The organism is Psychroflexus salinarum, from assembly GCF_042677225.1.
Classification (GTDB): Bacteria; Bacteroidota; Bacteroidia; order Flavobacteriales; family Flavobacteriaceae; genus Psychroflexus; species Psychroflexus salinarum.
In genome coordinates this window covers 75,118-87,605 of record NZ_JBHTIV010000009.1, presented here as the reverse complement: position 1 = coordinate 87,605, position 12,488 = coordinate 75,118, and the positions used below count along the sequence as shown (strand labels likewise).

Sequence of the window (12,488 nt, the reverse complement as noted above, 5' to 3'; positions counted from 1 at the left end):
AATTCGATGCTTTATAAGTTGAGACTCAGTGAGCTTACAATTTAGACCAACAGCTTTTTTACCAGCTTCCACCAGCGCCTCCGCCACCGAAGCCACCGCCGCCAAATCCTCCACTAAATCCGCCGCCTCCGCCAAAGCCGCCAGAAGATCCACCGCCAAAACTACCGCCGCCCATGCTTCTTCCCATACTACCGAGAATAAGGAAGTCTAGTAAGTCAGGGCCTCGTTTATTACTTCCATTACCATGACCGTCACCTTTATTTTTTCTTCTCACGAGAATAAAAATGACTATAAAAATGAGTATTGGGAAAATAGCAAAAGGCCATGTACTTTCATTTGATTTATCCTGAACTTCTGATGCGTCAAATCTTCCTGCAAGAACTTCAAAAACTGCTGTGGTGCCTTGGTCTAAGCCTTCGTAATAATTACCTTTTCTGAATTCAGGTAGAATAAAGTTATCAATTATTGTCTTGGTAGTAGCATCTGTAAGGTATTGTTCTAAACCATAACCAGTGGTGATCCAAATCTTACTATCAGATTTGGCAATCAAAAAAAGAAGACCATTATCTTCCTTTTTTTGTCCTATTCCCCATTTTTGCGCCCAGTCCGCCGCGTAAGTTCCAATATATTCTCCGTTAAGAGAATTTATAGTAGCAATGACAATTTGCGTTGAAGTGGTATCAGCGTAAGTTTCTAACTTTTTTCTAAGTTGCTTAGCTTCATTATCTTTAAGTAAATCGGCTCCATCATAAACAGCCATCTCTTTGGATGGCTTTTTTGGAATTTCAATCTGAGCAAGAGCTACAGAGTTGAAACTTATAATTGTAAGTATAGTAAGTAATGCTAAGCGATAAAATGACTTCATAAATTAACCTTTTGAAATTTCGTTGTTTAATTCGTTGGTGTCATCAGATTGATAAGGGAAATGCTTTTTAAGTTGCTTCCCGGCTTCCAGTACACCATTGATTAAGCCTTGCTTGTAGTTGCCAGATTTGAACTGACTTATAATTTCATCTTTTGTGCTTTCCCAGAACCCCTTTGGTGCCACATCGTTAATGCCTTTATCACCTAAAATAACAAGCTGATGATCATCTATGGAAACATAAATTAAAACTCCATTAGAAAGTTCAGTTTTATGCATTTCAAGCTTTTCAAAGATTTCTAAAGCATGGTCAAACCTATCCCCAGTACACTTGTGTTCTATGTGAACACGTATTTCACCAGAGGTATTTAACTCAGCTTCTTTTATGGCTTCTACAATTTCTTTTTCATCGTCTGGGCTTATAAATTCAGATACTTTCATGAGATGTGTTTTTAATTAAAGTCAAATTCTACTTCCTCAGCATTTTCAGAACCTTCATCTGCAGAATATCTGGACATTTCTTCAAAGCCAAACCAACCTGCGAAAATTGAATTTGGAAATATTTTGATATGAGTGTTGTATTCTCCAACCGTTGAATTGTAACGATTTCTCTCTACATTTATTCTGTTTTCAGTGCCTTCCAATTGAGTTTGAAGGTTCATAAAGTTTTGATTGGATTTTAAATCTGGATAGCGTTCGACACTTACCAATAATCTGGACAAGGCTGAATTTAAACCACCTTGAGCTTGCTCGAATTGTTGAATGTTTTCTTGTGTGAGATTATCAGCATTGATGTTAACAGATGTAGCTTTAGCTCTTGCCTCGATAACCTCTGTCAACGTATTTCTTTCGAAATCTGCTGCACCTTGCACTGTTTTTACTAGATTTCCGATAAGGTCATTTCTACGCTGGTAAGCACTCTCTACATTGCTCCATGCTGTTTTTGCTTCTTCTTTCATAGTTACAGCAGTATTGTTGAATCCTTTAGTCCAACTGTATAAGCCGAATCCAACAACTACGATTACAATAACGGGAATTAACCACTTTTTCATTTCTTTTGATTTTATTAAAGTTGATTTTTGATTGAGATAAGTTCAGATTTTATTGCTTTCAATTTGCTTATCAGTTCAAATTTTGAAAGTATTTCTTTTTTGTCTTCTCGTAAGTGTGTTTTTGCACCTTCAAGTGTGAAACCACGCTCCTTTACCAAATGGTAAATTAATTCTATAGTCTTGAGATCATCTTGAGAGAACTTTCTGTTTCCTTTTGCATTTTTTTTTGGTTGAATTTCATCAAATTCTTTCTCCCAAAATCTAATGAGAGAAGCATTGACATCAAATGCCTTGGCGACTTCTCCTATGGAATAATAAAGCTTGTCTCCAAGACGGTGTTTCATTAGTCTAGAGATTGATTTTCTAGAGCAGATTGATTTAACATGATGTCATATTCTTCAGCTGTTAAATCTCCATGATAGAAATTAATTGGATTTACTACTTTGCCATTTTTATGCACCTCATAATGTAGGTGTGGAGCTGTAGAAAGACCAGTATTACCAACATGGCCTATTATTTCGCCACGCTTTACTTTTTGTCCAGGCTTTACTTTGATATCCTCTAAGTGGGCATAATAAGTTTCGTAACCAAATCCATGATCGAGTACAATTAGATTTCCGAAACCACTGCTTCGCCGTGCTTTTTTTACGGTTGCGTTTCCTGTTGCAAATACTTCAGTATTTGTCGTAGCAGAAAAGTCCATGCCGTTATGCATTTTTCTATATTTTAAAATCGGATGCATACGGATTCCAAAACCTGAAGCCATTCGTTTTAAATCATCATTTTTAACTGGTTGTATGGCTGGGATTGAAGCTAAAAGCGCTTCTTTATTCTTAGCCAAAGTTGCTATTTCATCAAGTGATTTGGATTGAATAACTAGTCTTTTTGATAATCTATCCAGATTTTTTGTGGTTTCAGTAATGATTTCAGAATTTTCGTAGCCTTCTAAGTTTTTATATCTATTTATTCCGCCAAATCCAGACCTGCGTTGTTCTTCAGAAATAGGATTGGCTTCAAAATAAACTCTATAGATATTGTTATCTCGGTCTTCAACATTTTCCAAAACACTTACAACATCTTCCATACGTTTGTTCAATAATTCATATTGAAACCTCATATTCTCGATCTCTCTTTTGTATGCTTTTTCCTTTGGAGTTTCTACGTTAGGAATATTAAGATAAACCAGTGCTAGTACGAAACTCATAGCAACTATTCCGACAAAGAATAAAACACCTAATGCAAAATTTTTACCCTTCTTGGGTACAATCTTGCGATAAGATAAAGTTTCGCTATCGTAGTAATATTTTACTTTACTCATTCTTTAATTTTATAGTATTTTTGCGCGTATTGGGTTTCAAAATACTATTTTGTAACCTACAAATATAGCTTAAAATTGAAACACCTTAAAATAAATTCAGACCAGACTTTATGAAATCAATACTTCTTCGACGTCAATTTTTAGAATTTTTTGAAAGCAAATCTCACGCCATAGTAGATTCTGCTCCAATTGTATTAAAGGATGATCCAACTTTGATGTTTACCAATGCTGGGATGAATCAGTTTAAATCCTATTTTTTAGGAAATTCTGAACCGAGTTCCACAAGAGTGACTAATTCTCAGAAATGTCTACGTGTAAGTGGTAAACACAATGATCTTGAAGAAGTTGGTAAAGATACTTATCATCATACAATGTTCGAGATGTTAGGAAACTGGAGTTTTGGAGACTATTTTAAAAAGGAAGCGATAGAGTGGGCTTGGGAATTTTTAACCGAAGTTCTTGATATACCCAAGGACAATCTATATGTCACAATTTTTGAAGGTGATGATGCAGATGGAATTAAAAAAGATTCTGAAGCGTATGAATTTTGGAAAGCTTTAGTCAAGGAAGAAAAAATATTACTAGGTAATAAAAAAGATAATTTTTGGGAAATGGGTGACCAAGGTCCTTGTGGGCCAGCCTCCGAGATTCATGTAGATATAAGGTCTAAAGAGGAAAAAGAACAAATTCCAGGTAAAGACCTAGTAAACCAAGACCATCCACAAGTAGTAGAAATATGGAATTTGGTTTTTATTCAATACAATAGAAAAGCTGATGGAAGCTTAGAAACTCTCCCTTCGCAACATGTTGATACCGGAATGGGATTTGAGCGTCTCTGCATGGTCATGCAGGATAAAACGTCCAATTATGATACAGATGTTTTTACTCCTCTCATCAAGGAAATTGAAAATATTACAGGTAAAACCTACGGGGCTTCAAACGAAACTGATATTGCAATAAGAGTTGTTGCCGATCACGTGAGAGCAGTTGCATTTGCTATTGCAGATGGACAGTTGCCTAGCAGTACAGGCGCAGGATACGTTATAAGAAGAATATTGAGAAGAGCCATTCGTTATGGATTTACGTTTTTGGATGCCAAAGCTCCTTTTATAAATCAACTTGTTTCGGTGTTAGCTAAGCAAATGGGTGAAGCCTTCCCTGAAATTTCTACACAAGCTCAACTTTGTGAAAATGTAATTCGAGAGGAAGAGAAATCGTTCTTAAGAACCCTGGAGCAAGGCTTAGGATTACTGGAGAACCTCATGCAGGAGTCATCTTCTAAAACAATTAGCGGAAAAAAGGCTTTCGAACTTTACGACACCTTCGGTTTTCCTATCGACTTGACAAATCTTATCCTGAACGAGAAAGGATATAAGCTTGATTTCGAAGCTTTCAAGAATGAACTTTCAAAACAAAAACAAAGATCTAAAGATGCCGCACAAACAAGCTCCAGTGATTGGGTAGAAGTTAGAAAAACTAAAGAAGGACAATTTGTCGGGTATGATCATACAGAGATTGAAACTCAACTTACAAAATATAGAAAAGTCACTTCTAAAAAAGACGGTGAACAGTATCAGCTTGTTTTCAACAAAACTCCATTTTATCCTGAGGGTGGAGGACAAGTTGGAGACAAAGGCTATTTAGAGTTCAAAGATGGAAGCAAAACTTACATCATTGATACCAAAAAGGAGAATAATCAGGTAATACATATTTCTAAAACTCTTCCTGCATCAGTTGATGAAGAATTCAAAGCAATTGTAGACATAAACCGAAGAAAAAAAACAGCTGCCAATCATACGGCAACTCACCTTTTACACCAAGCTTTAAGACACGTTTTAGGGCCACATGTAGAGCAGAAAGGCTCTATGGTTCAGGCAGATTATTTGAGGTTTGATTTTTCCCATTTTTCAAAACTAACAGAAGAGGAACTAAAAGCTGTTGAAGATTTTGTGAATGCGAGAATACAGGAGAATTTATCTTTTGAAGAAGAACGACAAATTACCTACGATAAGGCGATTGAAAAAGGAGCCATTGCTCTTTTCGGTGAGAAATACGGTGATAAAGTCAGAATGGTGAAATTTGGTAAGTCCATGGAATTGTGTGGAGGAACTCATGTGAATAACACTTCAAAATTATGGCATTTTATTATCAAAAATGAATCTTCTGTTGCCTCTGGAATAAGACGTATTGAAGCCATTACATCAGAGGCTGCAAAAACATTTTTAACAAAAGAATCTCAACTTCTCGATTCTGTGAAATCTGTTCTGAATCAGCCACAGGATATTTTAAAGTATGTAGAATCCCTACAGGAAGAAAATCAAAAGTTAAAGAAGGAAGTTGAACAACTGAATCAACTGAAATTGAAACAAATCAAAACTGATTTGCAACACGAAATGAGACAAATTGGAGATATCAATTTTGTAGCTCAAAAGGTCAACCTTGATGCTGGAGCGATGAAAGATTTGGCGTTTCAAATTGGTGGTGAGATGGAAAATGTAGTTATAGTATTAGGATCTGTCAATAATGATAAAGCACTTTTAGCTTGCTATATTTCCAAATCTTTAGTAGAATCTGAAGGGTGGAATGCTGGTAAAATAATAAAATCACTTGGTAAGCACATTCAAGGTGGGGGTGGAGGCCAGGCTTTCTTTGCTACTGCTGGCGGAAAAAAACCTGATGGAATTCCTCAAGCTCTCGAAGCAGTAAAATCTATTGTCGAGCAAAAATTAACTTCTGGATAATATGAAGTTGACTACTGAAGTTCCTGTAAAGACATCACCTTATCCTATAGATTATAATTCTAGTCTATTGTGTTTAGGTTCTTGCTTTGCTGAACACATCAGTAGAAAGTTGGAATTTTACAAATTTAATGTTACCAGCAATCCTTTTGGAATTTTATTTCATCCGGAAGCTATTTTGAATGTGTTAGAAAAGGCAGTTAAAGATGAAGAATTTACTTCAGATGACGTTTTTCAACACAATGAAAAGTGGCAGTCCCTTTTCTCTCACTCGAGATTAAGTAGGAATTCTTCAACAGAAACTTTAGCAGTATTAAATTCAGCAAAAAGAGAATTGAAAGTAGCTAGTGAAGAAGCTACTCATGTAATTATTACTTTGGGGACTTCCTTTATTTACAAGCATAAATCTACTAATCTGGGAGTTGCGAATTGTCATAAACTTCCTCAAGATCACTTTGAAAAAGAACTGACATCGATTGAAGAATTAAAGAACATCTTGAGCAGATTGATTTCTAGTTTTGGGATGATGCAACCAGATGCTAAGCTTATTTTTACAATTTCACCGGTAAGACATATCAAGGATGGCATTGTTGAAAACCAAAGAAGTAAAGCGCATTTGATTTCAGCTTTGCATGAAGTTTTGGAGGAAACCCCAAATCAACCTTCTTATTTTCCATCTTACGAATTGATGATGGATGAGTTAAGAGATTACAGGTTTTTCAACCGAGATTTGATTCATCCAAGTGATTTGGCAGTAGATTTGATTTGGAATAGATTCAGATCGAATTTCATCTCGGAAGATATTTATCTTGACATGAGTAAGGTGGAGAAACTTCAAAAGTCTATAGCTCATAGACAAACCGAAACTGAAGGTGAAGTTTTCGAAAAGTTGAAAACATATCAATACAAAATCAAAGAGGAGCTAAAGAAAAAATATCCTTTTATGAGATTTCCAAATTTATGACTCGACGACAAGAAATTATAAAGTCTGCCAAAACCCTCTTTAGAGAACGAGGTTATAAATCTGTAAGCATGAGAGATTTGGCTAAGGCAATGGACTTTAAGGCAGCGAGTCTTTATAATCACATTAGCTCCAAAGAAGAAATTTTGGCTGAAATAGCTATGGATGTAGCTCATTATTTTACTAGAGAAATGGAACTTGTAAGAAGCATTGATATAAACACTCGAACTCGTCTTGAAGCAGTCATCAGTCATCACATAGACTTAACAGTGACAAATCCTGAAGCGATTGCAATCGTGAATAATGACTGGATGCACCTGGAAGGCAACAACTTTGAAGAATTCTTGAAACTTCGCAATGCTTACGAACAAGATTTACGCGATATTATTAATAAAGGAGTGGAATCTGGAGAACTTAAGTCAAAAAACACTGAAGTGATTTTATTTTCTACACTCTCTACATTAAGGACATTACATCTTTGGTATAGGAAGCGGAGCGGTGTGAACGGTCAGCAATTAAAAAATGACATCACCGAAATTCTTCTTAATGGAATTTTAACAAAAGCTTAAAGTTAAATACCATAAAAAGTTTAAATTTGAAGCTTAAAAACCTTTCTTAATTATGCAATCTTTATCCTTAAAGCTATTCTTATCTATTTTTTTACTCATTGGATTTACAAGCCATAGTCAAATCATAAGTCAATATGTTGACACAAATTCAGGAACGTTTCCAAAGGGAATTGAGATTTGGAACAACACTGGAGCAGTTCTTGATTTTACTGCAAGTAATCTTGTAATACAACAAGGTACTAATGGAGCAACGCCTACCGCTGCTGTAACTATCAATACTGGTACACTGGCCGTTAATGAAGTTTTAATAATAGGAACTTCAGATATGCAGGTAGCAGCAGATGCAAATTCAGTAAGGTTTGTTTTAAATAACTTCACCTTTAATGGCGATGATGCTTTAGTAGTTAAATATGGTACTTCCATAACAGATGTTTTTGGAACACCTAGTACCGACCCAGGGTCATCTTGGTCCGGTAACGGTGTCTCAACTGCCGATCAAAATATTAGATTGAAAGAAAGCATAACTACAGGAGATACAGGTGGTTTTACAGACCCAAGTACACGTTTTGAAACTGTAAATGCAGACCCTAAAGGTATAAATGGATTGGAAGGATTTGGCATTGCTCCAGTCGGAACAAGTGATCCCAGCTTAAAGGCATCGGTAGTTTCTTTAAGTGGTTTGGCTTATCCAGAAAATGGCGGTCCATCTGTTTCTCAAGAAATTTCTATAACAGGTAATAATTTAGATGGATCAGATGTTTTAATTCAACTTCCTACAGGTTCTGGTTTTGAGATTTCTCAAACACAAAATGGAACTTATTCAGATCAGATAATTTTCCCTGGTTATGACGGGTCTGCCTCCAGTGTTTATGTTAGGCTCAAGCAAGGTCTGATAGTTTCCAATTATTCAGATGTACTGGAGATTTCAGGTGGAGGTTCATACACTACAGGAGTATATCTGGATGGAAGTGTTTTAGGAGATGCTTTTGTTCTTTATGAGTTTACAGGTGATTCACCAAATCCAACCTACAGTCCTGGTAATGCAACCTTAAGTAACTTTGGAATTTCAGAAAATAGTTTAATTTATGGTACAACTGGTACTTGGTCAGGTTCGGGCACGCCTTATGCTCAAGGGGATTCTGGTTGGGGTGCTGTTTCGTCTAATGATGCTAAGAATTTCTTTTTTGTATTGCACCCAGATGCTGGATTCAGAGCAAATCTTACAAATATTTCTTTTGAATGGAAAGTGACAGGGAACGGTCCTTCAGCAGTTACTGTAGAAGTGAATGGTACAGAAGTAGAAACTTTTAATGCAGCTGATACTAATCCTTCTATTTTTAGTGCATCTTTGACTGGCTTTGATAATTTATCTGAAGTTATTGTCAGGATAAAAGGATGGGACAATGGTTCCAGAACAACTTCAGGTGGAGGAGATTTTAGAATTAATGATGTGAAACTTGAAGGTGAAATTATAAGCAAACCTTTCGATTATATCTACGAGAATGGAGCCTGGAGTCCAGAGACGCCAATAAATATTTCTACTGATCAAGATGATATCTTAATCGTTAACGGTAATTTGACACTAAATCAGAACTTAACTTCAAATGATTTTCAAGTCTCAAGCGGTGCAACAGTTGAAATAACAAGCACAAATACTTTGAATGTTACGGGAAATCTTAGTGTAAACGGCAATCTAACCTTCAAAAGTGATACTGCAGGTAGTGCGCAATTGTTACATTCTACGACTTCTAATATTATTGGAGATATTACTGTAGAGCGTTTTATTCCTGCAAAGAGAGCATTCAGATTATTGAGTTCACCAGTTGGAGGACAATCCTTTGCAGCATCCTGGCAACAAGGAACTCACATTACAGGAGAAGGAGGTACAACTAATGGTTTTGATGAGACTACAACGAATAATCCTTCTTTATTTGTTTACGATAATCAAATTGTAAATCCTTCAAACGGAGAGGGATGGGAAGCAGTCACATCTGCTTACGGTGTACTGGAGGCTGGAAAACCCTACAGAATCATGGTAAGAGGTGATAGGGGAGTAGATTTAACTAATAATGAAGCTGGTCCTTCGAATACAACTTTAGTATCTAAAGGAAATATGCTCTCAGGGGATTTATCAACCGGTGTTCAGCTACCTGCTTTATCACCGACAGCTGATAATTTCAGCTTTGTAGCCAATCCTTATCAGGCAGTGGTTGATTTTACAAAGCTTTCTAAATCTGGCCTTACAAATTTCCTATATGTCTGGGATGCAAAAATAGCTGGCGATAATGGCAAAGGAGGTTATGTTGTAGTAGATCCAGAAAGTACAACTCCAGATCCTTCATCATCTGAGGCAAATCAATTTATTATTCCAGGTCAGGCTTTTTTTGTGAAAAATTCCGCTCTTAATTCCAGCTTGACATTTACTCCAAATGCTATTGCTTCAGGAGAACCACAGCCAGAAATTTTATCAATTTCTGAATTAGCTTATCTCAACATAAGACTTTACAAAGCTCAGGATTTTATTAATGGTTCCATGGAGGCAGATGCAGCTGGTTTAAGGTTTTCAGAAGATTTCACAACACCTCCTTCAGATGAAGATGCGGATAAATTAATTAACTCAGGTGAAAATTTAGTGATTTACAATGAAAAGATTTTATCTATAGATAAACGGAAATTTCCTGAAAACGATGAGAAAATACAACTGGCTATAGCTAACTATAAGCAAAACGAGTATACGCTTGCTTTTTATTTTGACTATATGCCTGAAGACAAAAAAATAATACTTATTGATAAGCATCTTCAGGAAGAAGTTGAAGTCAGCGATGGATTTTCTTATCATTTTACAGTTGATAGCTCTATTGAGGGAAGTGAAGACCAAACCAGGTTTCAATTGATGTTGTCTCCGGTAACTTTAGGTCAGGATGGCTTTAGCTCAATAAACTCTGTCAGATTATATCCAAATCCAGTTGAAGATGTTTTGAAAATTAATACTGAAACTAATAATCCCATCGCCAACGTTGAACTTTATTCAATGTTGGGGCAAAAAATCACTTCTGATTTTATGACTACAGATAAAGGGATTCAAATAAACACTTCTTCATTGAATACAGGTGTTTATCTAGTTAAAATTGAAACTGAGCAGGGAATTACATCAAAGCGCTTTATTAAAAATTAGATACATTTCAAGTTATAAAATTAAAGGCCTTAATCTATTATTGAGGCCTTTGTTATTTGTAAAAAGCTTTGTTTATTTTAGTCGAATGTATTTAAAGTTTATAAAGCCTTTTCTAGATTTCATATTAAGCTTTATTGGGCTTTTCTTCCTGAGTCCAATAATAATTTTAATCTGGTTTTTACTATTATTCATTCATAAATCAAATCCAATTTTTTTTCAAAAGCGGGTGGGGCAATATGGTCATCTGTTTACCGTATTTAAATTTAAAACCATCAAAGAAAATGGTGAATCCAATTCATTTCTGAAATTATTACGTAAAACTAAAATTGATGAGCTACCTCAATTAATTAATATTTTAAAGGGGGAGATGAGTCTTGTTGGTCCAAGACCAGATATTCCAGGATATTATGATTTGCTTGAAGGGGAGGATCGTAAACTGCTTAATCTCAAACCCGGCCTTACGGGTTATGCCTCACTAAAATTTTCAAATGAAGAAAAACTTTTAAATCTACAGGATGAACCTTTAAGGTATAATGATGAAGTTATTTTCCCCGAAAAAATCAAACTCAACCTTTATTATTATCGAAACGTTTCACTACTGTTTGATTTTAAAATCCTTTTAAAAACAATACTTTTACCCGTATATCGCTAATCTAATTTTATGAGTTCAGAATTATCAAAAATCTGGTTATCTTCTCCACACATGGGAGGACAGGAAGAAAAATTTGTAGCTAAAGCTTTTAAAGAAAACTGGATCGCTCCTTTGGGTCCAAACGTTAACGGTTTTGAGTCTGATCTTGAGAATTATATAGGAAACGATAAGCATATTGCTGTATTGAGCAGCGGTACAGCAGCTATTCATTTAGCACTAGTTCAGCTAGGAGTAAAACAAGGAGATGAGGTGATTTGCCAAAGTTTCACTTTCTGTGGATCTGCAAATCCAATTATGTATCAAGGGGCGACGCCTATTTTTGTAGATAGCGAAACTAGTACGTGGAATATATGTCCAAAAGCATTAGAAACAGCAATTATAGATAGAATAGCAAAAGGGAAAACTCCAAAAGCGATTATTCCTGTGCACCTATATGGTATGCCTTATTTGGTTGAAGAAGTTGCTGCGGTTGCAAAGAAGTATGATATACCAATTATTGAAGATGCAGCCGAATCACTTGGCTCAACTTATAAGTCTCAAAATTGCGGAACTTTTGGAGATTTCGCAGCACTATCTTTTAATGGAAATAAAATTATAACCACTTCAGGTGGGGGAGCCTTAGTCTCCAACTCTAAAGCAACAAAAGATAAAGCTGTTTTTTATTCTACTCAAGCTAGGGATAATGCTCCTCATTATCAACACTCTGAAGTAGGATTTAATTATAGAATGAGCAATATCTCTGCAGGAATTGGTCGTGGACAAATGTTAGTTCTAGATGAACATGTGATTTTAAGGAGAGAAATGCATGTGTTTTATGAAACCTTGTTTGAAGGTATTGATGGTGTTGAGGTGTTATCCGAACCAAATAAAGATTTTTATAGTAATCATTGGTTGTCAGCAATCACTGTAGATCCAATTAAGACCAATGGCATTGATAGAGAACAAATGCGATTGCATCTCGAAACTCATAATATTGAAAGTCGGCCACTTTGGAAACCTATGCATTTGCAGCCGGTCTTTGCACATATGCCTTATTACGGTGGAAAAGTTGCTGAGGAATTATTTGAAAAAGGTTTATGTCTACCTTCGGGATCAAATCTAAATGATAAAGACAGAAAGAGAATTAAAGAGGCTATTTTAGAAGTGTTTAAAAACTAAATC

At 35.7% G+C, this 12,488-nt stretch carries 11 protein-coding genes; 6 read left to right on the top strand and 5 right to left on the bottom strand.

Annotated features, from left to right (window positions below; all coding sequences use genetic code 11):
• Positions 1-58 precede the first annotated feature (58 nt).
• From ACFQ0R_RS08320 to ACFQ0R_RS08300, 5 genes are read right to left on the bottom strand one after another with little or no spacing between them, the layout of a single operon-like run.
• Complete coding sequence (locus ACFQ0R_RS08320) at positions 59-865, bottom strand: TPM domain-containing protein (protein ID WP_379657914.1); 807 nt, start codon at positions 863-865, stop codon at positions 59-61.
• Positions 866-868: 3 nt separating this feature from the next.
• On the bottom strand, positions 869-1,303 hold the full coding sequence (locus tag ACFQ0R_RS08315) for a TPM domain-containing protein (protein ID WP_379657913.1): 435 nt from the start codon (positions 1,301-1,303) through the stop codon (positions 869-871).
• An 11-nt stretch (positions 1,304-1,314) separates the two neighbouring features.
• On the bottom strand, positions 1,315-1,914 hold the full coding sequence (locus tag ACFQ0R_RS08310) for a LemA family protein (RefSeq protein ID WP_379657912.1): 600 nt from the start codon (positions 1,912-1,914) through the stop codon (positions 1,315-1,317).
• Positions 1,915-1,928: 14 nt separating this feature from the next.
• Positions 1,929-2,258, bottom strand: a complete 330-nt coding sequence (locus tag ACFQ0R_RS08305) for a MerR family transcriptional regulator (protein ID WP_379657911.1) — start codon at positions 2,256-2,258, stop codon at positions 1,929-1,931.
• Positions 2,258-3,232, bottom strand: coding sequence for a M23 family metallopeptidase (locus ACFQ0R_RS08300; protein WP_379657910.1), 975 nt, complete (start codon positions 3,230-3,232; stop codon positions 2,258-2,260). Before ACFQ0R_RS08300 ends, ACFQ0R_RS08305 begins: the two co-directional genes overlap by 1 nt.
• Positions 3,233-3,342: 110 nt before the next feature.
• Here ACFQ0R_RS08300 and alaS point away from each other — a divergent pair, with 110 nt between their 5' ends.
• From alaS to ACFQ0R_RS08270, 6 genes are all read left to right on the top strand, one after another.
• Positions 3,343-5,973, top strand: coding sequence for an alanine--tRNA ligase (alaS, locus tag ACFQ0R_RS08295; RefSeq protein ID WP_379657909.1), 2,631 nt, complete (start codon positions 3,343-3,345; stop codon positions 5,971-5,973).
• A 1-nt stretch (position 5,974) separates the two neighbouring features.
• Positions 5,975-6,934, top strand: coding sequence for a GSCFA domain-containing protein (locus ACFQ0R_RS08290; protein ID WP_379657908.1), 960 nt, complete (start codon positions 5,975-5,977; stop codon positions 6,932-6,934).
• Positions 6,931-7,500, top strand: coding sequence for a TetR/AcrR family transcriptional regulator (locus ACFQ0R_RS08285; RefSeq protein ID WP_379657907.1), 570 nt, complete (start codon positions 6,931-6,933; stop codon positions 7,498-7,500). The genes ACFQ0R_RS08290 and ACFQ0R_RS08285 overlap by 4 nt, the downstream gene beginning before the upstream one ends.
• Before the next feature lie 52 nt (positions 7,501-7,552).
• Positions 7,553-10,675 carry a T9SS type A sorting domain-containing protein gene (locus ACFQ0R_RS08280; RefSeq protein WP_379657906.1) on the top strand — a complete coding sequence of 1,041 codons (3,123 nt, stop codon included), beginning with the start codon at positions 7,553-7,555 and terminating at the stop codon, positions 10,673-10,675.
• A gap of 85 nt (positions 10,676-10,760) precedes the next feature.
• Positions 10,761-11,327 carry a sugar transferase gene (locus ACFQ0R_RS08275; protein ID WP_379657905.1) on the top strand — a complete coding sequence of 189 codons (567 nt, stop codon included), beginning with the start codon at positions 10,761-10,763 and terminating at the stop codon, positions 11,325-11,327.
• 9 nt (positions 11,328-11,336) lie between these two features.
• Positions 11,337-12,485: a DegT/DnrJ/EryC1/StrS family aminotransferase gene (locus tag ACFQ0R_RS08270; RefSeq protein ID WP_379657904.1), complete on the top strand. Its 1,149-nt coding sequence runs from the start codon at positions 11,337-11,339 to the stop codon at positions 12,483-12,485.
• The last annotated feature ends 3 nt before the right edge of the window (positions 12,486-12,488 follow it).